Below are 25,731 nucleotides of genomic sequence, written 5' to 3' on the forward strand. Positions count from 1 at the left end.
CCGTCAAGCCCGCGCCGACGCCGCCCAGTTGACCGCCAGGAGGGGCCGTGCACCTCGAATACACGCCTGAGCAGCAGCAGTTGCGCACCGAGCTGCGCGCCTACTTCGCCGACCTCGTGCCCGACAACGCGTACGCCCGCTACGAGGACGCGATCGCCCAGAAACGCTTCTACCGCGAGACCGTGCGCCGCCTGGGCACCGACGGCTGGCTCGGGGTCGGCTGGCCGAAGGAGTACGGCGGCCGCGGCCTGACACCGATGGAACAGTTCATCTTCTTCGACGAGGCCGCCCAGGCGGGCGTCCCGCTGCCGCTGATGGCGCTCAACACCGTCGGCCCGACGATCATGCGGTTCGGTACGGACGAACAGAAGGAGTTCTTCCTGCCGAAGATCCTCTCCGGCGAGCTCGACTTCGCGATCGGCTACAGCGAACCCGAGGCGGGCACCGACCTCGCGGCCCTGAAGACCCGAGCCGTCCGCGACGGCGACGACTACATCGTCAACGGGCAGAAGATCTGGACGACCAACGGCGACACCGCCGACTGGGTCTGGCTCGCCGTGCGCACCGCCTTCGACGATCCAGCCGCCCCGCCCCACAAGGGCATCACCATGCTGCTGGTGCCGACCTCCGACCCCGGCTACACCTGCACCGTCATCAACACCCTCGCCTCGCACGACACCACAGCGAGCTACTACGAGAACATCCGCGTCCCCTCCGCCCGCCGCGTCGGCGACGAGAACAAGGGCTGGCGGCTGATCACCAACCAGCTCAACCACGAGCGGGTCACCCTCGCCGCGCACGGCACCATGGCGATCCGCGCCCTGCACGACGTCCAGCGCTGGGCCATGGAGACCGAGCTCGCCGACGGCCGGCGCGTCATCGACCTCGGCTGGGTCAGGAAGAGGCTCGCCCGGACCCACACCAAGCTCGACGCGATGAAGCTCCTCAACTGGCAGATGGTGAACGCCGTCCAGGAGGGCACCCTCCAGCCGCAGGACGCCTCCGCTGTCAAGGTCTACGGCTCCGAGGCACGCCGTGACGCCTACGCCTGGCTGATGGAGGTCGTCGCCGCTGCGGGCGCCCTGAAGGAGGGCAGCGCCGGGGCCGTCCTCCACGGCGAACTGGAGCGCGGCTACCGCTCGGCCGTCATCTTCACCTTCGGCGGCGGCAACAACGAGATCCAGCGCGAGATCATCTCGTGGATCGGCCTCGGGATGCCGCGGGTGCGCCGCTAGCCGGAGAGCCTGTCGGACCCGCTGCGTAGGCTGGTCATGTCGGACACGACGACGCGGGAGGCGCAAGGTGACGCAGGCGGGTACGGCGGATCCGGGGCTGTTCGGGCCCGACTCGGTGACCTGGCAGATGCACGCCGACCCCATGATGTGGGTGGCAGGCGTACGCGCCCTCTACCTCCAGGCGCTGCACCCGCGCGCGGTGCGCGGAGTCATGCAGAACTCGGACTTCCGGCGCGACGCCTGGGGGCGGCTGATGCGCACCGCGGGCTTCGTCGGGACGACGACGTACGGCACCGGCGAGGCGGCCGAGAAGGCGGGCGCCCGGGTCCGCGGGATCCACCGCCGCCTGACGGCCACCGACCCGGACACGGGGGAGCGGTACGGCGTCGGCGAACCCGGGCTGCTGCTGTGGGTGCACTGCGCCGAGATCGACTCCTACCTGCACGTCGTGCGGCGCTCGGGCTTCCGCCTCACCGACGCGCAGGCGGACCGGTACATCGCCGAACACCGCACCAGCGCCCGCCTCGTCGGCCTCGACCCCGCCGAAGTGCCGGTCAGCCAGGACGAGTTGGCGGCGTACTTCGAGAAAGTGCGGCCCGAGCTGGCCGCGGGCGCGGATGCCCGCGTCGTCGACGACTTCCTGCAACGACCACCCACCCATCTCCTTCTCGTCCCGGCGCGCGAGGTGCTGTGGCGGCGTGTGGCCGATCTTGCGTACGCCTCCCTGCCGCCGTACGCCCACGAGCTGTACGGCCGGCGCGCTCCCGCCTCCGCCGTCGTCACCCGCCGCCTGCGCGCCACGGGCACCGCGCTGCGCCGCGTCCCCGCCCGCGTGCGCTGGCAACTCCCCCCGAAACACATCCTGCGCGCCATGGCCAGGCTCGGCCCCGACGCCCGCCCCGCACCGTACAAAGTCGGCAGATGGGTAGCCATACTGGACGAGCCGGGGAGGGCGGACAACGGTGACGGGGGCGACAGCGGGACATGCCGGAGTCGGGGGAGACCAGGGACGTCAGGCTGATCCACGGACGGTACCGGCTGCTCGACCGGATCGGCCGGGGCGGCATGGGCGAGGTGTGGCGCGCCCGCGACGAGTCGCTCGGGCGGCACGTCGCGGTGAAGTGCCTCAAGCCGCTCGGGCCGCAGGGCGACCAGTCGTTCACCCGCGTGCTGCGCGAGCGGTTCCGCCGGGAGGCCCGGGTCGCGGCGGCGCTCCAGCACCGCGGCATCACCGTCGTGCACGACTTCGGCGAGTACGACGGCGTCCTGTACCTCGTGATGGAGCTCCTGGAGGGCCGCAACCTCAGCCAGCTCCTGGAGGACAACCGGCACCATCCGCTCGCCGTCGACACCATCGTCGACATGGCCGAGCAGATCGCCTCCGCACTGGCCTACACCCACGAACAAGGCATCGTGCACCGCGACTTGAAGCCCGCCAACATCGTGCGCCTGCCCGACGGAACGGCGAAGATCTGCGACTTCGGCATCGCCCGGCTCGGCCACGACATCGGTTTCACCGCCCGGCTCACCGGCACCGGCATCGCCATGGGCACCCCGCACTACATGTCACCCGAGCAGATCGGCGGCATCCACGTCGACCGGCGCAGCGACCTGTACTCACTGGGCTGCGTGCTGTACGAGATCGCCACCGGCGCGCCGCCGTTCGACCTCGACGACGCCTGGGCCGTACTCGTCGGACACCGGGACACCCCGCCCGAACCGCCGCGCAGCCACCGCCCCGACCTGCCCGCGTACGTGGAACGGATCATCCTCGACCTGCTCGCGAAGGATCCCGGACAACGACCGGACGACGCGCGGGAGTTGGGACGCCGCCTCGTCGCCGGGCGGTCCGCTCGCGGGGCGTACGTGCCCACGGTGCGTGCCGCACAGGTCGAGCCGCGCACGAACGCGCGGATGGTCGCCGAGCAGCCGGTCTCGCGTGAGCCGCGTCTGCCCTCGTGGACGCGCGGCATGACCACCGGGCGCAAGGCCACCGGCGGATCGGGGCTGCGCGTCACCCCTCCCGACGGCGCGGCCGGCCTCACCGGCGAATGGATTCCCCCACCGGCCTCCAGCGCCGGTTCGGCACCGCACGCGCGGGCCGAACGGCCCGTGCCCGCATCGAAGCTGGTCGCCACACTCGCCTCCCGGCACAACGCGGGCCTCAGCCTGGGCCGGCTCGGCCGCTGGACCGAGGCCGGCGAGGTGCACCGCGCGGTCACCGCCGATCGGGAACACGCCCTCGGCCCCGACCACCCCGACACCCTCGCCAGCCGCTACGAGGTCGCCTTCTCGCTGAGCCGCACCGGGCGCGCCGCCGACGCGCTGCGCGAGTACCGGCGCGTGGTCGAGGGCCGCGAACGCAACCTCGGCGCCGACCACCCCGAAACCCTCGGCGCGCGGCAGGAAGTGGCGTACGTATTGGGCAAATTGGGCCGGCACTCCGAGGCGCACGAGGCGTACACGGCCGTCCTCGCCGCCCGTGAGCGCGTCATGGGACCCGAGCACCCCGACACCCTGCGCTGCCGCCACAACCTCGCCTTCAACCTGAGCCGCCTGGGACGTCTCGACGACTCGTACCGCATGGCGAGCCAGGTCGCGGACGCGCGGGCCCGCGTCCTCGGCGCCGACCACCCCGACACACTCGTGACCCGCTGCGAAGTCGGTTACACCCTGGGCCAGTTGGGGCGCTGGAGCGAGGCCCTGCGGGCCTACCGGGAGGTCGCCGAGGCCAGGGCGCAGGCGCTGGGCACCGACCACCCGGACACGCTCGCCGCGCGCTACGAGGTGGGCATCAGCCTGGGCCGGCTCGGCCGCAGCGCGGAAGCGCTCACGCTCTACCGCGACCTGATCGACGACCGCGCCCGGGTCAGCGGCCCCACCGACCCCGAGACGCTGCGCGCCCGGCACGGCCTCGGCGTCAACCTCGGCCGGATGGCCCGCTGGGAGGAGGCCCTCGCCGAGGCCCGCGACGTGTGCGCGATCCGCGAGCGGATCCTGGGCGCCGGCCACGTCGACACCCTCATCAGCCACCGCGAGGTCGCGGTCGGGCTCGGCTGGCTGGGGCGGTGGCAGGACGCGCTGGTCGAGTACCGCAGGGTGGCGGCCGCCAGGGCGCGGGTGCTCGGTGAGGATCATCCGGACACAGTGGCCAGCCGGAACGACGAGGCGCACTGTTTGGAACAGCTGGGACGGGGGACGGAGGCGGGGGAGTTGTACCGTCGTGTTGCCGCGTTGCGACAGCGCGGCCAGAATCGCGGCTGACCTCGCGGGACTCCGCCCCGGACCCCGCTCCTCAAGCGCCGGAGGGGCTTCCATGGACCAGTACGACGTCGTCATCGTCGGCGGTGGCCACAACGGTCTCGTCGCCGCCGCCTACCTCGCCCGGGCCGGCCGCACCGTCACCGTGCTCGAACGGCTCGGGACCACCGGCGGCGCCGCCGTCTCCACCCGGCCCTTCCCTGGCGTGGACGCCCGGCTCTCCCGGTACTCGTACCTGGTCAGCCTGCTGCCCAAGAAGATCGTGGCCGAGCTGGGGCTCGACTTCGCCGTACGGCAGCGGACCGTGTCCTCGTACACGCCGACGGTCCGAGCGGGCCGCCCGACGGGGCTGCTGGTCGGCGGTGGGCCCGACCGCACCCGCGAGGCCTTCGCCCGGCTGACGGGCGGCGAGCGCGAGTACGAGGAGTGGAGCCGCTTCTACGAGACCACCCGGCTCGCCGCGGAACGGATCTTCCCCACGCTCACCGAACCCCTGCCCAGCCGCAAAGCCCTGCGCGAGCGCGTCGGGGACGAAGCGGCCTGGCGGCTGCTCTTCGAGGAGCCCGTCGGCGTCGGCATCGAGGAGCGCTTCGAGGACGACCTGGTGCGCGGCGTCGTCCTCACCGACGCGCTGATCGGCACGTTCGCCGACGCCCACGACCCCTCGCTGGCCCAGAACCGCTGCTTCCTCTACCACGTGATCGGCAACGGCACGGGCGACTGGGACGTGCCCGTCGGCGGCATGGGCGCGCTCACCGACGCCCTCGCCGCGGCGGCCCGCGCGGCCGGCGCCGCACTCGTCACCGGGCACGAGGTGACCGGCATCGAGACCGACGGACAGCGCGCCGAGGTGACGTACAGGACCGAGGCCGGCGAGGGCACCGTCGCCGCCCGGCACGTCCTCGTCAACGCCTCCCCGCAAGACCTCGCCCGGCTCCTCGGCAGCATCCCGCCCGCCCCCGCCGAAGGCGCCCAGCTCAAGGTCAACATGCTGCTCAAGCGGCTGCCACGGCTCAAGGACACGTCCGTCGACCCGCGGGAGGCGTTCGCCGGGACGTTCCATGTCGCCGAGGGATACGGCCAGTTGGCGACCGCGTACGCCGAGGCGGCAGGCGGCGCCCTGCCAAGCGCGCCGCCCTCCGAGATCTACTGCCACTCCCTGACCGACCCGACGATCCTCGCCCCGGACCTCGTCGCCCGCGGCTACCAGACCCTCACCCTGTTCGGGCTGCACACCCCGGCGCGGCTGTTCACCGAGGACAACGACACCGCGCGCGCCGACCTCCTGAAGGCCACCCTCGCGCAGCTCGACGCCCACCTGGCCGAACCTCTCGAAGACTGCCTCGCCGAGGACGCCGACGGCCGGCCCTGCATCGAGGCGAAGACCCCGCTGGACCTGGAGCGCGACCTGCGCCTGCCCGGCGGCAACATCTTCCACCGCGCCCTGGCCTTCCCGTACGCCGAGGAGGGCACCGGCCGCTGGGGCGTGGAGACGGCCCACCCGAACGTGCTGCTGTGCGGTGCGGGCGCGGTGCGCGGCGGCGGGGTCAGCGGTATCCCCGGGCACAACGCCGCCATGGCGGTGCTCGGCCGCTGACCCCTGCCGCGTCAGGCCGCGAACACCCCCCGCAGCGCGGCGATCTTGCGCGGCAGGTCGTACTCGGCGCCGCCCTCGTGCCCGTTGTAGGGGAACACCTCGATGGCGGCGGGTCCTGCGTGGCGGTGGTACGCCGCGAAGACGGTGGACGAGGGGCAGACCTTGTCCATCAGGCCGACCGAGAACCACGCCGGACTCGTCGCCCGCGCCGCGAAGTTGACCCCGTCGAAGTACGACAGCGTCTCCATCGCCGCCTCGGTCCCGAAGCGGTGTCCGGACAGGAAGCGGGCGATCTCCGCGTACGGCCCGCTGTCCGTGATCTGCGAGGCGCGCCGGAAGTGGCAGAGGAACGGCACGTCGGCGACGGTCGCCGCCACGTCGTCGCGCAGCCCGGACACGGCCAGCGCCAGGCCGCCGCCCTGACTGCCGCCGAGGACCGCGACCCGATCCGCGTCGACCGCCCCGTGCGCCCGGACGGCGTCGACCGCCCGCACCGCGTCGGTGATCAGCCGCCGGTAGTAGTGCCGGTGCGGGTCCTCGATGCCGCGGGTGAGGAAGCCAGGCGACGACGAGCCGTGCCCCTCCGGCGCGATGTCCGGGGTGTCGGCGGTGTTCTTGCCGCCGCCGCCCTGGCCCCGGTTGTCCATCACCAGATGCGCGTAGCCGAGCGCGCTCCAGGTCAGCCAGGTGTACGGGACACCGCGGCCGCCGTTGTAGCCGATGTACTGGACCACCGCGGGCAGCGGCCCGGTGCGGGCGCGGGGCAGCAGCAGCCACGCCTTCACGGGCTGCCCGCCCCACCCGTTGTACGTCACGTCGTACACGTCCACCGTGCTCAGCCCGGTCTCATGCGGTACGAAGCGGGCATCGATCGGGTGCCGGGCGGTGTCGTCGAGCGTCTTGCGCCAGAACGCGTCGAAGTCGGCGGGCTCCTCCGGCTCGGGGCGGTACTCCCGCAGCCGGTCGAGCGGCATGTCGAACAGCAAGGTCAGCTCCTCGAAAGGGTCAGGGTGACGGTCGCGCCGTGCAGGCCGGCCGTGTCGACCGTGACGCGGGTGCCGGTGGCGGTGCGGGAGACGGTGACCCCCGGATCGGCCCCGGCGACGCCGAACCCGCGCAGATCGAGGTCGAGCACGATCCGCTCCCGCAGCTGCGTCGGGTCGCTCACCGCGATGTCGACGCGGCCGTCGCGCGGGCGGACCAGGACCGAGGCGGGACCGTCGGCGGCGAGTTCACCGGCGCGGCCGGCCGCCCAGAAGTTCGCCGCGAGCAGCCCGTCCGCCGACCGCCGTACGGCGTGCACGGTGTCCGACTCGGCGACGGGGCGCACCGGCGGGGCGAGCGCGCAGCGGCGGGTCCGCTCGGCGGAGGCCCCCGGCAGCTGCAGCCAGCAGTAGCCCGCCCCGGACGGAGCCGCGCCATGGTCCTGCCACAGCGTGAGGTACGGCCGGGTGACCGGGGTGTCGGTGCCGTACTTGACGTTGATCTCCCGCCAGGCGGCGGCCCGCTGCTCGCGCAGGGCACGGACGGCGGCGGGCCGCGGAAAGACGTAACCGCCGGTGCCCGAGAGGTGCAGGCTGCGCACTCCGGCGTAGTCGGCGCTCCAGCCGGACGCGGTGGGCGCGGGCGAACCGTCCACGGTCAACAGGGCAGCTGTGTCCCGGAGTTTGCGGTTCTCCACCACCGTCTCGACGATGCCGGAGTCGGCCGTGATCCCCGAGCCGACATGCACGATCACATCGTCCAGGCAGAACCAGCTCTTGAAGGCGCGCAGTGAGCTGCCGTAGGCCAGCAGCTCCATGCCGTACGCGCCGAGCGTCGTGCCGGGCAGCGCGGCGCCGCCCGCCCACTCCGCGGTACTGGTGGTGCGCTGGCCCGCCGCGTCCGCCGGGCGGTCCGCCACGACGGTGGTGCCGGGCAGCCGCAGCGGATCCACCGTCGGCCAGTAGTCCTCGCTGTAGTGGCCGAGGTCGTCGTCGTAGAGCAGGACCATGCCGTCCGAGAGGTGCCAGCCGTGCAGGTTCTCGTTCTGGATGGACTCGTAGTTGTAGATCCGGCTGGAGTAGGCGGAGATGCCGAGGGCGAAAGCCGGGCGGTGGTGCATCGCCTTGTCCATACGCGGGAACTGACGGTGCGTCACCAATGTTCCGCGCGGTGCCGTGTCCGACGCGAGGAGGCGTTGGGCGGCGACGAGTGAGGCCAGATCCGTCACGTCGAGGAAGTTGCGGTAGGTGTCCTCGGTGATCCACTGCTTGACCAGCGCGGTGAACCGGTCGGCGTCCTCGGCCGTCAGGCCCGGCAGCAGCCGCAGCACCGCTTCGATCACGGTCTGCGCCGCGACGTGTCCCTGTTTGCTGGCCCGGGCGATCTCCCGGCCGCACACTCCCGCCTGCACGTCGCCGCGGACGATCAGCGGGTCGAAGCCGTCGGTCACCCAGTGCCGCACGTTGGCCACGTCGGGGTCGGTGACCTGCCACTCGGTGGCGTCGAGCAGATGCAGCAGCCGGGACAGACTGCCCAGCAGCTCTTTCCCGTAACCGCCGTTGTAGGGGTGCTTGTAGTGCTGGAGGAACGAGCCGTCGGAATAGAAGCCCTCGCCCGTCCCGGTACCCGACCCCGACCCCGTGTCCTGGAAGGTCAGCACGCTGTTGGCGCCGCCGCCCGTCACGTCGGAGAGCGCGTCGCGTACGCGCGTCAGGTCCGTGCCGTCCTCGCGCAGCACCGCGTTGACCGCGACGACCGTGCAGATCCACACCCGGTTGGCGCCGGTGGCGATCTGCCGGTCGGCCCGCCACAGGTCCGGGTCCGGCGTGTAGTGCCCGATGGCCGCGGTGACCCGGCCGAGCCGGTCGGCGCCGAGCGCTTCGTGCAGCAGGACCGCCGTGTCGCACAGCGCGAGCGCGCAGCCGATCTCCCAGTCCCAGTCGTTGTCGAACCGCTCGTGGCCCGGCCCGTACCGGTGCGCCAGCATCCAGTCGACGCCGCGGCGGAGCAGATCGGCCAGGTCCGCGTCGCCGTACCGCGTCGTACCGGGCACCGCCCACGCGGTGGCGATGGTGGCGAGCCGCTTGAATGCCGTGGTGACGTGGTTCGACACGCTCGTACTGGTCAGGTCCGGCCACAGCCCGTCGGCGCGGGACGGATCGAGCCCCTGCACGGCCGACGCGGCGGCCCGGTCGACGCGGGCGATCGCGGCGGCGATCCGCGGCTCGGCCGTGTCGAGCCCGGGGCCACCGGTGAGGAGCGTGTGCCAGCGCGTGCGCAGGGCGGCCGTCCCGGTGCCGTCGTCCGCGGCCCGCGCGGGGCTCGCCGAGAGGGCCGGCAGCGCGCCCGCGGCGAGGACGGCACCCGTGGCGGCGAGGACGCCGCGCCGGGAGGCGTTCACGACGCGGCCCCGGCGGGGCGCGGGAGGGCGGAGCGGATACGTCTCACGAAGAGATCCCCTCTGGTCGAACTACGGAGGATTGCGGTGCGGCGAGTGGTGGTGCGGCGAGCTGCTGTGCCGCGAAGTGCAGGGCGAGCAGGACGGGCACGCTCGGTCCGAACAGGAGGGGGCCGAGCGGTACGGGAAGGGTGAGCACCGTCGCGGACACGGCCGCGCCGAGCAGGGCCGTGCCCCGGGCCGGGGAGGCGAAGGCCAGCGCGAGCGCCCGGCGGTGCCAGGTGCGCACGTCGTCCTCGGGGGCGAGCCCGGCGTGGGCCGCGAGGGCGGTGCAGTGGATGAACAGAGTGGCCCCGAGCCCGGCCTGCGCGGCCAGCAGCACGAAGGCGTACGGGCTCGAACGGCCGGTCAGGAAAGCACAGTTGGCCAGCAGGACCAGTGCGGCGGCCGCGGTGAGCGCGCTGTGCCGCCACAGCGGACGCCAGTAGCGGGGGAAGGCCCTGAACACCCCGGTGAAGGAGTGGGTGTCGCCGTCGGACCGCCACGCGCGCAGGGTGAACGCGAGGGCGGCCAGCGCGGGCAGCCACGTGACCACTCCAAGGGCCAGCAGAGTGAACGCGGCGCCCGCGGCGGCCGGTTGGGCCACGACCTCCAGCATGCGCAGCAACCCGCCGCGCCGGGCCGTCGTCGGTGCGGCGGCGATCGTCATGGCGTCACCGCCGTGACCGGCGCGGCGGCGAGAGGCCCCGTGAACGGCTCCGCCGACTCCAGGACCTGCTGTCCGCCGAGCAGTACCCGGCGGGCCCCGACCACGTACGGGGTCCGTCCCGGTGCCAGCAGCACGGCCACGGCGTCGGCCGTGACCTCGGGGGTCTCGATGCGCCGCCCGGCCGGGGCGAGGAGCACCGTCTCGGTTCCTTCGGGCGTCTCGAAGGCGACGCCGCCGGGTACCGCCCGGGCCGTCGGTGCCGCACCGCCCGGCTCGATCGTGGTGAGGAACCGGGCCCGCTCCCGCGCCGGCGTCGTCACCCGCAGGGTGTGCAGAGTGCGGGTGATGCTCAACTCCGGTGTGCTGGAAGTGGGGTTGGCGGCCACCTGGGTCGGCCCCGACGCCACGTGCGCGTCGTCGGGAGCGAGCCGGCGCAGCCAGGCCCGCGCGGATCCCGCGCTGACCAAGCGGTCCCGCGCGTCGCCGGACGCGGTGGTCGGCGCGTCGGTCTGGAGCAGGAACGTCCACTCGCGCGGGGCGTCGGCCGCCGCCTCGTCGAGCAGGACGAGCCGGCCCGACGGCGTGCACACCAGCGTCCGGTCCAGGCGGCGCACGCCCAGGTCCGGCGGGTACATGGCGGCGATCTCCGCGGTGCCGTGCGCCCAGCCGCCGTCGGCCAGTACGTCCCGCATCAGCGCCCGGTGCTCCTGGGGCAGGTCCTCGTACACGTGGTAGCGGCCCTCGCCCGCGAAACCCTGCCCGTCGACCAGCAACAGGCTGTGGTGGGCGGTCTGTTTGCGGTTGCTGTACCCCTCGTCGACCGCCAGGAAGGCGCCCTGCGACACGAGGACGAACGACCCCGCGTCCGGGTGGTGGTGCCCGCAGCCGAGCGTCTCCCAGCCCTGTTCGGCACGGTGCCGGGCCGAGGTCTCCCACGCCTGGTGCCCACCGCCCGGGGCCGCCTTGAAGGACACGAACGTCGCCGCCGCGTCCCACCCGGTGCGGGCCGCCAGCAGCCCGAGATCCGGGAAATACGCGTGCGTCCGCTCCGGTGGCACGGGCCGCACCGACGGGTCGAACCACAGGTGATCCAGGTACGCCTCCGCCCGGATGCCGGGTCGCACGCCACTCAACTCGGCCTCGTCGTCAAAGAGTTCGCGGTCCACCAGGTCGGCGAGCCACTGGGCCTCGCCGATGCCGAACCGGGCCGCGAGCCGCCGGTACAGCGCGGTGCTGTGGCCGCTGCGCCGGTCGTGACAGTCGCCGTGCCCGGTCTGCTCGGCGAACCCGGGCGCCGACTGGTGCAGCCGGAAGTCGAAGGTGTGCGACATGAACCCGCCCCGGTCCCACCAGTCCAGTCCCTCGCACTCCTGAAGGAGGTCCAGGTGGATCGCCAGCCACGGCACTCCGTACCGCCAGTACACGACACCCTCGGCGTGCGAGCCGTCCGCCGGCAGCAGATCCAGTACGCGGCCCAGGTTGTCCTTGGCGCGCTGCGTCCACGCCTCGCGGCCCAGTACGTACCCGGCCGTGGCGAGGCCCGCGTAACAGATCCAGTTGTGGTTCTGCCAGTACGACGACGACCACCAGCGGCCCTCCGTGGCCACCGCGAACTCGTACAACCGGCGCCCCTGGACGAGGAGTTTGTAGCGCAGCAGATCCCCGAGATCGGGGGAGAGCTCGTCGCCCAGCCAGTGGAGGGCCAGGGACAGACCGTGCAGCAGCCAGCCCGCGTCCAGATCGTGGTCGGGCATATGGGCCCTGCCCCAGTGCGGCAGGCCGACCGCCGCGGCGATCCACCGTTCCGCCTCCGCCAGATGGGCCCGGTCGCCGGTCACGCGGTACGCGAGCGCCGGGTGGGCGGCGGCGGGCCCCAGCCAGGTGATGCTGGCCAGCGGGTGCCGGGACGGCGGTGCCAGGGCCCGGTGCCGGGCGGCCTCGTCGAGCAGCCGGCGCTCCTGGTGCGGGCGCGGGCCTGCGGGCGGTGTCGCCGACAGCAGCATCTCAGGCCCCCGTCCCGTGCACGGTGCGCGAACCGTCGGCGAGGTCCACCTCGACGCCCGCCGCGGTGAGCCGGACACCCGTCACGGCCGGGCCCCGCGACGCCGCCTGGTACACCGAGACGAGGACGAGCCGCGAGGTGCGTGCGGTGAAGTCGACCCAGGAACGCACCTGTTGAGGGTCGTCGGCCGGGCCGGGCCCTGGCCGCGTCACCGGCCGCAGCGGCTCCGAGCCCGTGTGCCAGCCGTGCAGCACCTCGTCGTCGCCGTACCACGTGGTGCGCACGGGTCCCGCCGGTTCCACCTGTACGTCGAGACCGACGCCGGGCCGCAACTGACCGGTGAGCGTCCGCTCCCGGCCGTCCTCGACGGTCACGGTCAGCACGTCGACGAGATGGCAGGCGCCCGCCTCGACCCGGCGCACGGCGCGCACCCCCGCGTACGCCTCGCTCACCTCGGCCGTGACCGAGACGGCGTCGCACGCGAGGACCCGTCCCGCGCATTCGGCCTGCTCGGCGCCGTCCACCCGGAACGCCGGGTGCGCGGCGGTGGCGGCGTAATGGTCACGGAACTCGGCCTGTGCGTAAGGGACTTGTCCGGGGTCGGGCTGCCAGGGGGCGTGGCGTCCGTAGAGGGACAACGCAAGCTTGTCGCGGTGGCCGTGCGAGCCGCCGTGCGGCCCGAAGGCGAGTACGGCGTGCACTCCGGCCGCCCGGACGACCGCGTACCCGGCGTCCTCGAAGACCGTGACCGCGCCGGGCGCTGCGCGCTCCGACAGCGGCGGTCCCGCGAACCAGCCGTCCGTCGACCGGTCCAGGCCGTCATCCGCGTCCCCTGCTTCGGCGCGGGCCTGCGCGGCGATCGCCACCAGCTGCGGCGCGGGTGCGAACTGCTGTGCCAGCGCGCAGAGTTCGAGCCACTCCAGGGCGAGGGGGACGCGCCGGTACGGCCCGTCGTTGAGCGCGGGCAGCACACCGCCGTCCGTGGCCAGCGTCCCCAGGGCGTCGACCATGCCGGATAGCCGCGCGGCGACATCGGAGGGAAGGGCGGCCGGCTCCGTGCCGCGCAGGGCGAGCAGCGCCGCCCGCAGCACGAAGCCGTGGTAGTACGTGCTGCCCTCCCACTGCCAGCCGTCGCCGCCCACGCAGGCCCGCAGATGCGCGAACAGTCCGTGCGGCCCGTCGAGCCACTGCTTGGCGCCGTCCCAGGGCGTCCCGCGCACCAGGGCGGCGGCCCGGCTCGCCGCGACGCCCGCCGCCGTCAGCCACGTCGTGTAGTTGGAGGCCAGGTCGCCGCGGTCGATCAGGACATGGCGGGCGTCGAGCGCGGCCCGCTCCAGTTCGTCGAGCAGCGGAAGCAGGGCCTCGGTGCCGGACGCGCCGCGTGCGGCCAGGGTCCCCACCGCGTGCCCGACGTTCACCGCCCAGATCGCATCGGTCAGTGCCTGGTGGAAGAGCCGCCCGCGCAGCATCCACGGCTGTGCTCCGTCGTGCCCGTCAGCGGCCAACTCCCGGTACAGAACGGCGTATTCACCCAGCAGCCGTACCGCCTCGGCGTCCTCGCCGCGCTCGGCCAGGACGCGGACGCGGCGCGCCCACGCCTGGTGGGAGAGCACCGTCCACGCGCCGCGCACCGCGGGCGTGTCGACGCGGCAGCCGCGGGCGCACCGGGCACCGCCCTCCGGGAAGACTCCCGACAGGGGATCGCCGTGGTCGAGTTCGAGGCCGTGGGCCGGGCACACGTAGGCGTGCCACCAGCCGCCGCGCTCGCGCGGGATCCGCGTCACCGGGGCCATACGCCACCGTCGATGTCCAGCGTCGTACCGGTGAGGAATCCGGACGCCGGGGAGGCGAGGTGGACGACGGACGCCGCCACGTCCTCGGGCGTGCCCGGGCGGCCGACCGGAATGCCCGCCGCCATGGCCTCCTGCGCCTGCGGCGCGGTGAACGTGTCGTGGAACGCGGTGCCCTTGATGAAGCCAGGCGCGACCGCGTTCACCGTGACGCCCGAGGCCGCGACCTCCTTGGCCAGGGCCTTGGTGAAGCCCCGGATGCCGGCCTTCGCCGCGGCGTACGCGACCGACCCGGGGCCGCCGCCGTTGTGGGCGGCGAGCGAGGACATGGTGACGATGCGCCCGGCGGGGGAGTCGGCGAGATGCGGGAGCGCCGCGCGGCATGTACGGAACGTGGACGTCAGATTCGCGTCGAGCACCCGGTCGAAGTGCTCGTCGCTCATCTCGGCGACGGTGGCGCGGCCGATCAGATGACCCGCGTTGCACACGAGGACGTCGAGCCCGTCGAGGAACGCGGCCGCCTCCGCGACGAGCCGGTCCACCTCGGCGGTCACGGTGAGGTCGGCGTGGAACGCCTTGGCGCGGCGGCCGAGCCGCTCGATCGCGGTGACCGTGTGCCCGGCCTCCTCGGCGGAGCTGCGGTAGTGGACGGCGACATCGCAGCCGGCCTCGGCGAGTGCGACGGCGATGGCCCGGCCGATACCGTGCCCGGCGCCGGTCACGAGCGCGCGGGAACCCTGAAGATCACTGGACATGCGGAACCTTTCACACAACGTACGGAGGGGAGAACAGGGAGATCATTTGAGGCCGGTGTGCGCGAACCCCTGGACGAAGTAGCGCTGGCCGAGGAGGAAGAGCAGCACCATCGGGAGCGTGGCGAGCGTCGTGCCGGCCATCAGGAAGTGCCACTGCGTGCCGTTCTCCGTCTTGAAGACGGAGAGTCCGACCTGGATGACGCGCAGGCTGTCCGTGCGGGTCACCAGCAGCGGCCACAGGAAGTTGTTCCACGACGATTCGAAGGTCAGCAGGGCGACCGTGGTCAGGGCCGGTTTGACCTGCGGCGTCATGATCCGGGCGTAGATACGGAACTCGCCGAGGCCGTCGAGGCGCGCGGCCTCCTCCAGCTCCACCGGCAGATCCAGATAGAACTGGCGGAACAGGAACACGGCGAACGGGGTGATCGCGCCCGGCACGATCAGCGCCCACCACGAGTCGAGCCAGCCGCTGCCGCCCTGCCCGAACAGGTCGTTGCCGCCGGCCAGCGGCATGAACCGCACGATCAGGAACTCGGGCAGGACCTTGGTGTACGTCGGGATCATCAGCGCCGCGACGAAGCAGTAGAAGAGGAAGTCGCTGCCACGGAAGCGGATGCGGGCCAGCGCGTACCCGGCCATCGACGCGAACACCACGTTGAGCACGGTGTGGCTGAGCGCGATGACGAAGCTGTTGCGGGCGTACGTGGCGAACGGCGCCGCCTCGAACGCGTCCACGTAATTGCCGAAGTCCCAGTGGGCGGGCAGCAGTCCGGTGTGCTCGGACGCGATCTCCGCCGGTGTCTTGAGCGAGGTGATGACCATCCAGAGGAAGGGCACCACCATCAGCAGCGACACCACGGTGAGCGTCGCGTAGAGGGCGATCCGGCCGGGCGCCGGCGCCCGTCGGGTGTCAGTCGTGGCCACGGGTGCCTCCCATGATGCGCCGGTTGACCAGGGTGAACCCCATGAGGAGCACGAACAGCACCAGCGACTGGGCGCAGGCGTAGCCCACGCGGAACTCGCGGAACGCCGACTTGTAGATCTCGTACGTCATCATCGTCGTGGAGCCCGCCGGGCCGCCGTCGGTGAGGATGTAGATCTGGTCGAAGGACTGGAACGCGCCGATCAGCGAGGTGATCAGGACGAAGAACGTGGCGGGCTTGAGCAGCGGCAGCGTGATCGAGAAGAACTGCCGTACGCGCGAGGCACCGTCGACCGAGGCCGCCTCGTACAAGTCTCTGGGCAGGTTCTGCAGCGCGGCCAGATAGATCAGCATCTTCATGCCGATGCCCTGCCAGATCCCGACGAGGATCACCGACGGCATCGCCCACGACGTGGACGCCAGCCAGGCCGGACCCTCGATGCCGATGAGGCCGAGCAGGGTGTTGAACAGGCCGTTGCGCGGGTTGTAGATCCACAGCCAGACCAGGGCGATCGCCACGGTCGCGGTCACCTGGGGCAGGAAGATCGCGGTGCGGAACACCCCGCGCGCCCGCAGCCCCGTGTGCAGTGCCAGGGCGAGCAGCAGCCCGAGGGCCATGCCGAAGGGCACGGTGAAGAACGTATAGATGACGGTGTTGACGATGGACTTGCGGAACACCTCGTCGCCGAGCATGTCCCGGAAGTTGTCCAGGCCCACGAAGCGCGGCGCGGACAGGACGTCGTACGACGTGAACGCCAGGTACACGGCGGCGATGACCGGCAGGCCGATCCACAGCGCCGCGTGCAGCAGCGCCGGTGCCACCATCAGCAGGCCCGCCCTGCGGCGCCGCGCGCCGGGGCCCTTGCGGCGGGCCGGGCGAGTGGGCGGCGGGGGATCGGCGGGCGCGGCGGGCGACCGTGACTTGAGCACGGAGACGGCTCCCATGACGGCAGCCCCTCAGATCCGGGAGATGGCCGACTCGGCCAGCTCACCGAGTTCGGCGATCGCGGAGGCCGCCGACTTGCCGCCCACGACGGCCGGTTCGAGCGTCGGCTTGATCTTCTCTCGGATCTCCATCCACGCGGGCGTGCCGCCTTCGGCGCAGGCGTCGCCCAGGTTGCGCAGGGAGAAGTCGACGAGCTTGTTGCTCTTGGCGTACGCGGAGGAACGCAGCTCGCGCAGGCCCGGCACCGTCGCCCGCTGTTTCGCCGCGGAGAGGATCGTGCCGGGTGCGGCCAGATGCTCCACCAACGCCCGTGCGGCGGCGCCGTGTTGACTGCGCGCCGACTGGCAGACGAGGGTGCCGCCGGTGAGCATGGCGGGCTTGCGGTCGCGCAGGACGAACGCGCCGATCAGGTCCTTCTCGATGAGTTCCGGGCTCTGCTCCTGCAGCTGCTTCCACAAGCCGCTGCCGGCCATCATCATGGACGCCTTGCCGAGCTGCAGATTGGTCGCGGCGCCCGCGTCGGCCTCGGTCTTCTGCGCGTAGTCGGCCGAACCGTCCGCCGACAGGTCCTTGAACAGTTGCAGGGCCTCGACGCCCGCCCTGCCGGTGAACGTCGGCTTGCGTCCGTCGGCGCTGAACATGGAGCCGCCGGCCGCGAACAGGAAGGTCTCCCAGCACTGCCGCAGATCGATGGAGTACGGGTCGATGCCCATCCGGTCGCCCTTGGTCAACTCCTTCGCCATGGCGCGCAGTTCGGCGAAGCTCGTCGGCGGCTTCTTGATGCCGGCCGCCGCGAAGTGGTCCTTGCGGTAGGCGACGAGCCGGGTGGCCATGACCGTGGGCAGCGCGTACAGCCTGCCGTCGTAGCGGGAGGGCTCCAGGACCCGCTCCTCGTAGCCGTGCCGGGTGGCGAGCGACTCGGGCAGCTCGGCCAGCACCTTCTTCGCGGCGAACGGCGGGATCCAGCCCACGCCGATCATCAGGACGTCGGGCAGCAGACCGCCCGCGAGGGCCGTGGTGATCTTCTCGTTGAGCTGGGTGTACGTGGTGTAGTCGACGCTGACCTTCACGTCCGGGTTCTTCTTGCGGAAGGCCGGGAGGATCTCCCCCTCCAGGAGCCGCTTGCCGTCCGCCCCCTCGAAGATGGGGGTGAGCAGCGATATCTCCCCCGTGGCCGGGCCGTCGGCCGAGCCGCCCGCGTCGGATCCTGCGGCGCAGCCGGTGAGCGCCGCCGCAGTGCTCGCGCCGAGGGCGGCCAGCAGCGATCGTCTCGTGAGTTCCATGGGACACCCCTTAAGAGGCGAGGAAGCAAGATGGTCGAGAGGTGCACCGATGCACTGAACGGTGCTGCGACATACGGTGAGTCAGGGCTGGCAGAAGGCAGATTGCGGCCCTGATGACGAGCGGGATCTTCGGTAAATCGATGCACTGAGACTAGGAACCGCTTTCGCGAGGCGTCAACCGCCCGTGCACAAGAATCTTTCCGGACTGTTACGGGCAGTTGGAGATGCAGATCCGGTGTTGGTCGTCTAGTAAATCGGTACACTGCTGCGTACAGTGACGTGAGAGCCGGAGGTGGCACGGCGTTGACCGGGATAACGATCCATCAAGTCGCGCAGGCAGCAGGGGTGTCGGCGAGCACGGTCTCGAACGTCCTCAACGGACGCACGGACCGCATGCAGCCCGCCACGCTCGCCCGCGTGGAGCAGGTCATCGAGACACTCGGATACCGGCCCAACCGGGCGGCCCGCATGCTGCGCACCGGCCGCATCCGCGTCATCGGTCTGATCGTCCCGTCCGTCGCCAACCCCTTCTGGGGTTCGCTGGCACGGGAGTTGGAGGCCGTCGCACTCGCCGAGGGCTACCACGTGCTGCTCTGCAACAGCGAGCGCGATCCGGCCCGTGAGCTCAAGTACGGCGAGGAACTCCTCGCGGACGGGGTCAGCGGCGTCGTCCTGTGCTCCTCGCTGCCCACACTCGACCACGTGGCCCCGCTGCTCAAACGCGGGTTGAAGATGGTCGCGTTCGACCGCGCCGCCCAGTCCGGCGACCCGGCGTCGCTCGCCAGCATCAGCGTCGACAACGCGATGGGCGCCGAGCTCGCCACCCGCCATCTGCTCGAACTCGGCCACCGCAGACTGGCGTTCGTCTCCGGCTCGGTCAGCAGCGTCAACCGGCGCGAGCGGCTCCGCGGCTTCCGCGCCGCACTGGAGGAGGCGGGCGTCGACCCGGCCTCCGCGGTGGTCTGGCCGGGCGCCGCCACCAGCGAGTTCGGCGACAAGGAGTCCGCGGAGCTGGGCAGGGCGGCCGCGCGGGAACTGCTCGCCGCCGCCGAGCCGCCCACCGGGTTCGTGGCCATCAACGACATGTGCGCGATCGGCGTCTGCCGGGGCGCCCGGGACGCCGGCGTCAGCGCGGGCCGCGAGGTCTCCGTGGTCGGCTTCGACGACATCCTGCTCGCGGAACTCTTCGAGCCACCGCTGACCACGGTCCGCCAGCCCCTGCCGGAGATGGCCGCGGAGACCTTCCAGCAGCTGCGCACCCGCATCGAGACGACGTCCGGCGCGGGCCGCTCCCTGCTGATCCGCCCGCGCCTGGTGGTCCGGGAGTCGACGGCGCCGCCCGCGCTCCAGGGCTGACGGCGCCGGTCACCGGATCAGTCCCGGGAGGCCGTCCAGCCCACCGCCTCGATGCGCGACGAGTCGGCCGGGCGGGCCTCGTCGAAGGCGACCCGGTGGCCGTCGGCGACCCGTACGCCATCCACGTAGACCCCGCGCCCCACGTACAACTGGTCCGTCGTGTATCGCCAACGCACCCTTGTATGAGCAGAGTTGAAACCGCTGAGGTCGGCGGTGAGGCGGTGCCAGGTGCGGCCCGCGTAGCCGTCCACCGCGCCCGTCGCGTGGGCGCCGGCGCGGTCCGTGGCGAAGGGGAGCGCCTTCCAGGTCGAGCCGCCGTCCGTCGAGACCTCCAGGAAGAGGGGGTCGGCGTGCGGTTCGGTGTCCCACCACAGGGAGCACGTCAGACGTGCCGTCGGCGAGGTGAGGCGCAGGTCCGGCAGAGTCAGGGTGGCGGTCGCGGCACTCGCCATGCCGGAGAACCAGGCGGTGCGGCCGTGCGCGGGCCGTACCGCGACGGCGCGCGCCATGTCGTTGCCGGTGGCGACCCGGGGAGCGGAGCCGGATCGCCAATTGCGCACCGGGTGGACGGAGTTGCCGAGCACGATGAGGAAGGAGTCGGTCGTCGGGTCGAGGACGATCGAGGTGCCCGTGAAGCCCGTGTGGCCGGCGGTGCGCGGTGTCGCCATCGCGCCCATGTACCAGTGCTGGTAGAGCTCGAAGCCCAGGCCGTGCTCGTCGCCCGGGAAGGCGGTGTTGAAGTCCGTGAGCATCAGCCCCACCGACTTCTCGGACAGGATACGGGCCTCGCCGTACACCCCGCCGTTGAGCAGGGTCCGGCCGAGGACGGCCAGGTCCCACGCGCTGGAGAAGACACCGGCGTGGCCAGCGACCCCGCCGAGACCGAACGCGTTCTCGTCGTGCACCTCGCCCCACACCAGACCGCGGTCCAGACCCGACCACGGCGCCCGCTCGTCCTCCGTCGCCGCGATCTTCGGCTTCCAGGAGGCGGGCGGGTTGTAGCGGGTGCGCGTCATCCCGAGCGGCACGGTGATCCGCTCGCGCAGCAGGACGTCGAGGCTCTTGCCGGTGAGTCTCTCCAGGACCAGCTGGAGCGAGATGAGGTTGAGGTCCGAGTAGAGGTAGGCGGTGCCGGGCGCGTTGAGGAGGACCTCGTTCCAGATCAGGCGGAGCTGCCCCTCACGCGTGGCCTCCTTGTAGAGCGGGATCCAGGAGCGGAATCCCGAGGTGTGCGTGAGGAGTTGACGGATGGTCACGTCCTGCTTGCCGCCACCGGCGAAGTCCGGGAGGTATGAGGCTACCTTCGCCTCCAGTTCCAGGGCGCCGCGCTCGATCTCCTGCACGGCGAGGATCGACGTGAACAGTTTCGACACCGAGGCCAGGTCGAAGACGGTGTCCTCGGCCATGTCGATCTGCTGGTCGGCGGGGAACTCGACGCCGGTGTCGGTCGTGTCGTCGTAGTGCGAGTAGCGCACCGCCTTGCCGATCGGCTGATGCAGGGCCACCGTGCCGCCGCGCCCCGCGAGCAGGACCGCTCCCGCGTACCACGGGTGCTTGGGGGAGGGGCCGAGGAACTTCTCGGCGTCCGCCACCAGTTGACGCAGATGGCCGGCGAGCAGACCCGCGCGCTCGGGGGAACCGTGGCGCAGGGTGGGGCGTCGCCGCTCCTTCTTCCGCTCGGCGGCCGCGGCGGGGCCTGCCGGGAACGGGGTGAGGGCGACAGCGCCGCCCAGTGCGAGACCGGCGGCGCCCAGTTGGCGCCTGGTGAGGCCACCGCGTGATCTGTCCTGGTCCCCTGCGTTCATGAACAGGCCTCCTGAAAGTATCTTTCGGGATCTCGCTCGACGGGTGAAACTTTCATGTCAGAGGTACCCCGTGTCAACCACCCCGCGTCCGGTGAGCGGCCGGTGAAGAATCTGACGCTGCATCAGAAAACCCCTTCCGTCGTCCGCCCCGCTGCGGCATCCTGCGCCCATGCAGACGGAGCTGAGCAAGAAACTGGGGATCGAGCACGCCGTCTTCGGCTTCACGCCGTTCCCCGCGGTGGCCGCCGCCATCAGCAGGGCCGGAGGCTTCGGCGTGCTCGGCGCGGTCCGCTACACGGCGCCCGAAGACCTCACCCGCGACCTGGACTGGCTGCACGAGCACGCCGACGGCCGGCCGTACGGTCTGGACGTCGTCATGCCCGCCAAAAAGGTCGAGGGCGTCAGCGAGGCCGACGTCGAGGCGATGATCCCGGAGGGCCACCGGCGGTTCGTCCAGGACACCCTCGCCAAACACGGCGTACCCGGACTCGCCGAGGGCGAGGCGTCCGGCTGGCGCATCACCGGCTGGATGGAACAGGTCGCCCGCGGCCAGCTCGACGTCGCCTTCGACTACCCGATCAAACTCCTCGCCAACGCGCTCGGCTCACCCCCGGCGGACGTCATCGCCCGCGCCCACGAGCACGACGTCCTCGTCGCCGCGCTCGCCGGCAGCGCCCGGCATGCCCGCAAGCACGCGGACGCGGGCATCGACATCGTCGTCGCCCAGGGGTACGAGGCGGGCGGCCACACCGGCGAGATCGCGTCGATGGTGCTCACCCCCGAGGCCGTCGAGGCCGTCGACCCACTGCCGGTGCTGGCCGCGGGCGGCATCGGCAGCGGACAGCAGGCGGCCGCCGCGTTCGCGCTCGGCGCGCAGGGCGTCTGGCTCGGCTCGGTCTGGCTGACGACGACGGAAGCAGACATGAGCTCGCCCGCCCTCACCCGCAAACTGCTCGCCGCGGGCTCCGGTGACACGGTGCGCTCCCGCGCCCTGACCGGGAAGCCCGCGCGTCAGCTGCGCACGGAGTGGACGGACGCGTGGGACGACCCGGCCGGTCCTGGCACCCTGCCGATGCCGTTGCAGGGGCTGCTCGTCGCCGAGGCGGTCTCGCGGATCCAGAAGTACGAGGTCGAGCCGCTGCTCGGCACTCCCGTGGGGCAGATCGTGGGACGCATGAACGAGGAACGCAGCGTGCAGGCCGTCTTCGATGAGCTGACCCGGGGTTTCGAGCGGGCCATTGACCGGGTCAATCGGATCGCGGGGCGGTGACAGGTGTTCTGGCCGGGCCGAGTGTTCGCCATACGGCGCGAGGTTCGTCGGCGGCCCTGGGCCGGTGGGGGCTGGTCGCGCGGTTCCCCGCGCCCCTGAGATGCGTACTTCGTGCGCCCTCATGGGGTTGCGGCGAAACCGCATGCCTCAGGGGCGCGGGGAACCGCGCGACCAGCCACCCGCAACCCGCACCCGGCGGCAACGGAACCCCGCACACGAGAAGCCGGGACGACACGCACACCCACCCGCCAGAAGGGACGCACCCCATGCCCGACGAGAACCCCCCGAACGGCTTCTGGGCCCAGGCCACCCGAAACCCCGGCCGCACAGTGCTGCACGCCCCGGACGGCGAGGAGTGGAGCGCGGGCCGCCTCCACGCGGCCGTGAATCAGATGGTGCACGGGCTGCGCGAGGCAGGGATGGAGCGCGGCGACGCCTTCGCCGTCGTGCTTCCCAACGGCGTCGAGTTCTTCACCGCCTACCTCGCCGCCTCGCAGGCCGGGTTCTACCTCGTGCCCGTCAACCACCACCTGATCGGCCCGGAGATCGCCTGGATCGTCGCCGACTCCGGAGCGAAGGTGGTGATCGCGCACGAGCGGTTCGCCGGGCAGGCCCGCGCCGCCGCCGACGAGGCGAACCTGCCCGCGACCCACCGCTACGCAGTAGGTGATGTGGACACCTTCCGCCCCTACGCCGAACTCCTGGAAGGGCAGCGGGAGTCGGCGCCGGACGAGCGGACCCTGGGCTGGGTCATGAACTACACGTCAGGGACGACGGGCCGGCCGCGCGGCATCCGCCGCCCGCTGCAGAACAAGCTCCCCGAGGAGGCCTACCTCGGCGGATTCCTCGGGATCTTCGGCATCAAGCCCTTCGACGGCAATGTGCACCTCGTGTGCTCGCCGCTCTACCACACGGCGGTGCTCCAGTTCGCGGGCGCCGCCCTCAACATCGGGCACCCAGTCGTCCTCATGGACAAGTGGACCCCGGAAGAGATGCTGCGGGTCATCGACACCTACAAGTGCACGCACACCCACATGGTGCCGACCCAGTTCCACCGTCTCCTCGCTCTCCCTCAGGAGGTGAAGGACCGCTACGACGTGACCTCCATGCGGCACGCCATCCACGGCGCCGCGCCCTGCCCGGACCACGTCAAGCGCGCCATGATCGACTGGTGGGGCACGTGTGTCGAGGAGTACTACGCGGCGAGCGAGGGCGGCGGTTCCTTCGCCACCGCCGAGGACTGGCTGAAGAAGCCCGGAACGGTCGGAAAGGCCTGGCCCATCAGCGAGTTGGCCGTCTTCGACGACGACGGGAACCGCCTGCCCGCCGGTGAACTCGGCACCGTCTACATGCAGATGAGGACCGGCGGATTCTCGTACCACAAGGACGAGACCAAGACGAAGAAGAACCGCATCGGCGACTTCTTCACCGTCGGCGACCTCGGGGTGCTCGACGAGGACGGCTACCTCTTCCTCCGTGACCGGAAGATCGACATGATCATCTCCGGTGGCGTCAACATCTACCCCGCCGAGATCGAGTCGGCGCTCCTGACCCATCCGGCCGTCGCCGACGCCGCCGCGTTCGGGATCCCGCACGACGACTGGGGCGAGGAGGTCAAGGCCGTGGTGGAGATCGCCGAGGGCCGTGCGGCCGGTGACGCCCTCGCCGCCGAGATCCTCGCCCACTGCGCGACGCAGCTGGCGGGCTACAAGCGGCCCAAGAGCGTCGACTTCATCGAGACGATGCCCCGCGACCCCAACGGCAAGCTGTACAAGCGGCGCCTGCGGGACCCGTACTGGGAGGGACGTACGCGGGTGGTGTGACGCGGCCGGCCGACGCGGAGTCCAGCGGACGTATGCGTCTTGACCTGGCGTCCGCGGGCGCACAGGATCACGCCATGACGACGTCACCGGCAGCCGAAGCGGCAGGCAGCACCGTCGACGGGGTACTGCGACGCAGCGCCCGCCGCACTCCGGCGAGGCCGGCCCTGCGCTACGGGCCGCGCGTATGGACGTACGAGGAACTGGACGACGCCGTGTCGCGCGCGGCCGGCACCCTGCGGGGCCTGGGTCTCGCGCCCGGCGACCGGGTGGGCGCCTACGGGCACAACTCCGACGCGTACCTCATCGGGTTCCTGGCCTGCGCCCGCGCCGGCCTCGTGCACGTCCCCGTCAACCAGAACCTGACCGGCGACGACCTCGCCTACATCGTCCATCAGTCCGGCAGCGCGCTCGTGCTCACCGACCCCGGTCTCGCGGGGCGGCTGCCCGAGGGCGTCCGGACCCTGGCGTTGCGCGACGCGGACGACTCCTTGCTGGCGCGGCTGCCGTCCTCCGCCCCCTACGACGGGCCGCCGCCGGGCGCCGACGATCTCGTTCAACTCCTCTATACGTCCGGGACGACGGCCCTGCCCAAGGGCGCCCGCATGTCGCACCGGGCACTCGTCCACGAGTACGTCAGCGCCCTCCACGCACTCGATCTGAAGGACACGGACCGGCCGGTCCACTCGCTGCCGCTGTACCACTCGGCGCAGATGCACGTGTTCCTGCTGCCGTACCTCGCGATCGGCGCCACGAACACCATCCTGGACGCGCCCGACGCCGCGCGGATCCTCGACCTGGTCGAGCGGGGCGAGGCCGACAGCCTCTTCGCGCCGCCGACCGTGTGGATCGGCCTCTCCCAGCACCCCGACTTCGCGACCCGCGACCTCGGCGGACTGCGCAAGGCGTACTACGGCGCGTCGATCATGCCGGTGCCCGTGCTCGAACGGCTCCGCGAGCGGCTGCCGGGGCTCGCCTTCTACAACTGCTTCGGGCAGAGCGAGATCGGTCCGCTCGCGGCCGTCCTCGGGCCCGACGAGCACGAGGGGCGGATGGACTCCTGCGGGCGGCCCGTCCTGTTCGTCGAGGCGAAGGTCGTCGGCGAGGACGGCAAGGACGTGCCCGACGGCACGCCGGGCGAGGTCGTCTACCGCTCCCCGCAGCTCTGCGACGGCTACTGGGACAAGCCCGAGGAGACCGCGCAGGCCTTCCGCGACGGCTGGTTCCGCTCCGGTGACCTCGCCGTGCGCGACAGCGAGGGCTACTTCACCGTCGTCGACCGGGTGAAGGACGTCATCAACTCCGGTGGCGTACTGGTCGCTTCACGCCAGGTCGAGGACGCCCTGTACACACACCCGGCCGTCGCGGAGACAGCGGTCATCGGGCTTCCCGACGAGCGGTGGATCGAGGCGGTCACGGCCGTCGTCGTCCGTGCCCACGACGTCACCGAGGCCGGACTCCTCGCCCACGCACGCGAGCGGCTCGCCCACTTCAAGGCGCCCAAGCGGATCGTCTTCGTGGACGCGCTGCCGCGCAACGCCAGCGGCAAGATCCTCAAGCGCGAGCTGCGGGACCGGTTCGCCGGGAACGGGTGATAC

The 25,731-nt window shown here is 72.0% G+C and carries 18 protein-coding genes; 8 read left to right on the forward strand and 10 right to left on the reverse strand.

The genetic code is table 11. From position 1 onward, the window contains the following. Positions 1–47: 47 nt before the first annotated feature. The 4 genes from AB0J02_RS12665 to AB0J02_RS12680 all read left to right on the forward strand — a co-directional run bounded on the left by AB0J02_RS12665 (position 48) and on the right by AB0J02_RS12680 (position 6,093). Entirely contained in the window at positions 48–1,235 is a 1,188-nt protein-coding gene (locus AB0J02_RS12665) for an acyl-CoA dehydrogenase family protein (protein ID WP_363193615.1), read from the forward strand. Positions 1,236–1,362: 127 nt separating this feature from the next. Then, positions 1,363–2,256, forward strand: a complete 894-nt coding sequence (locus AB0J02_RS12670; protein ID WP_363193860.1) for an oxygenase MpaB family protein — start codon at positions 1,363–1,365, stop codon at positions 2,254–2,256. Then, the gene (locus AB0J02_RS12675) at positions 2,220–4,499 is read left to right on the forward strand and encodes a tetratricopeptide repeat protein (protein WP_363193616.1); all 2,280 of its coding nucleotides are present in this window, start codon (positions 2,220–2,222) and stop codon (positions 4,497–4,499) included. Before AB0J02_RS12670 ends, AB0J02_RS12675 begins: the two co-directional genes overlap by 37 nt. 52 nt (positions 4,500–4,551) lie before the next feature. Beyond that, the gene (locus AB0J02_RS12680; RefSeq protein ID WP_363193617.1) at positions 4,552–6,093 is read left to right on the forward strand and encodes an NAD(P)/FAD-dependent oxidoreductase; all 1,542 of its coding nucleotides are present in this window, start codon (positions 4,552–4,554) and stop codon (positions 6,091–6,093) included. Between the two features lie 11 nt (positions 6,094–6,104). Here AB0J02_RS12680 and AB0J02_RS12685 read toward each other — a convergent pair whose 3' ends face one another. From AB0J02_RS12685 to AB0J02_RS12725, 9 genes are read right to left on the reverse strand one after another with little or no spacing between them, the layout of a single operon-like run. Next, positions 6,105–7,079 (reverse strand): acetylxylan esterase, encoded by a 975-nt coding sequence (locus tag AB0J02_RS12685; RefSeq protein ID WP_363193618.1) that lies wholly within the window; start codon positions 7,077–7,079, stop codon positions 6,105–6,107. Positions 7,080–7,081: 2 nt separating this feature from the next. Next, complete coding sequence (locus AB0J02_RS12690; RefSeq protein ID WP_363193619.1) at positions 7,082–9,478, reverse strand: polysaccharide lyase 8 family protein; 2,397 nt, start codon at positions 9,476–9,478, stop codon at positions 7,082–7,084. A 43-nt stretch (positions 9,479–9,521) separates the two neighbouring features. Next, positions 9,522–10,184, reverse strand: a complete 663-nt coding sequence (locus tag AB0J02_RS12695; protein ID WP_363193620.1) for a DUF624 domain-containing protein — start codon at positions 10,182–10,184, stop codon at positions 9,522–9,524. Next, a complete protein-coding gene (locus AB0J02_RS12700) occupies positions 10,181–12,187 on the reverse strand; it encodes a hypothetical protein (protein WP_363193621.1) in 2,007 nt (668 codons plus the stop codon). Before AB0J02_RS12700 ends, AB0J02_RS12695 begins: the two co-directional genes overlap by 4 nt. A gap of 1 nt (position 12,188) precedes the next feature. Continuing rightward, a complete protein-coding gene (locus AB0J02_RS12705; RefSeq protein WP_363193622.1) occupies positions 12,189–13,979 on the reverse strand; it encodes a heparinase II/III family protein in 1,791 nt (596 codons plus the stop codon). Then, positions 13,967–14,731 (reverse strand): SDR family NAD(P)-dependent oxidoreductase, encoded by a 765-nt coding sequence (locus AB0J02_RS12710; protein ID WP_363193623.1) that lies wholly within the window; start codon positions 14,729–14,731, stop codon positions 13,967–13,969. The genes AB0J02_RS12705 and AB0J02_RS12710 overlap by 13 nt, the downstream gene beginning before the upstream one ends. Positions 14,732–14,773: 42 nt before the next feature. Beyond that, positions 14,774–15,655: a carbohydrate ABC transporter permease gene (locus AB0J02_RS12715; RefSeq protein ID WP_363193624.1), complete on the reverse strand. Its 882-nt coding sequence runs from the start codon at positions 15,653–15,655 to the stop codon at positions 14,774–14,776. Beyond that, the gene (locus tag AB0J02_RS12720) at positions 15,642–16,598 is read right to left on the reverse strand and encodes a sugar ABC transporter permease (RefSeq protein WP_363193625.1); all 957 of its coding nucleotides are present in this window, start codon (positions 16,596–16,598) and stop codon (positions 15,642–15,644) included. The genes AB0J02_RS12715 and AB0J02_RS12720 overlap by 14 nt, the downstream gene beginning before the upstream one ends. A gap of 12 nt (positions 16,599–16,610) precedes the next feature. Next, positions 16,611–17,882, reverse strand: coding sequence for an extracellular solute-binding protein (locus tag AB0J02_RS12725; RefSeq protein WP_363193626.1), 1,272 nt, complete (start codon positions 17,880–17,882; stop codon positions 16,611–16,613). A 303-nt stretch (positions 17,883–18,185) separates the two neighbouring features. Here AB0J02_RS12725 and AB0J02_RS12730 point away from each other — a divergent pair, with 303 nt between their 5' ends. Then, positions 18,186–19,238: a LacI family DNA-binding transcriptional regulator gene (locus AB0J02_RS12730; RefSeq protein ID WP_363193627.1), complete on the forward strand. Its 1,053-nt coding sequence runs from the start codon at positions 18,186–18,188 to the stop codon at positions 19,236–19,238. Positions 19,239–19,255: 17 nt separating this feature from the next. Here AB0J02_RS12730 and AB0J02_RS12735 read toward each other — a convergent pair whose 3' ends face one another. Beyond that, entirely contained in the window at positions 19,256–21,043 is a 1,788-nt protein-coding gene (locus tag AB0J02_RS12735) for a serine hydrolase (RefSeq protein WP_363193628.1), read from the reverse strand. Positions 21,044–21,212: 169 nt separating this feature from the next. Between AB0J02_RS12735 and AB0J02_RS12740 the strand changes: the two genes are divergently transcribed. From AB0J02_RS12740 to AB0J02_RS12750, 3 genes are all read left to right on the forward strand, one after another. After that, the gene (locus AB0J02_RS12740) at positions 21,213–22,313 is read left to right on the forward strand and encodes a nitronate monooxygenase family protein (RefSeq protein ID WP_363193629.1); all 1,101 of its coding nucleotides are present in this window, start codon (positions 21,213–21,215) and stop codon (positions 22,311–22,313) included. Positions 22,314–22,579: 266 nt separating this feature from the next. Then, on the forward strand, positions 22,580–24,136 hold the full coding sequence (locus AB0J02_RS12745) for an acyl-CoA synthetase (RefSeq protein ID WP_363193630.1): 1,557 nt from the start codon (positions 22,580–22,582) through the stop codon (positions 24,134–24,136). A gap of 74 nt (positions 24,137–24,210) precedes the next feature. Further along, positions 24,211–25,728, forward strand: coding sequence for an acyl-CoA synthetase (locus AB0J02_RS12750; RefSeq protein ID WP_363193631.1), 1,518 nt, complete (start codon positions 24,211–24,213; stop codon positions 25,726–25,728). Positions 25,729–25,731: the final 3 nt, after the last annotated feature.

This window comes from Streptomyces sp. NPDC050264, assembly GCF_040655895.1.
Classification (GTDB): domain Bacteria; phylum Actinomycetota; class Actinomycetes; order Streptomycetales; family Streptomycetaceae; genus Streptomyces.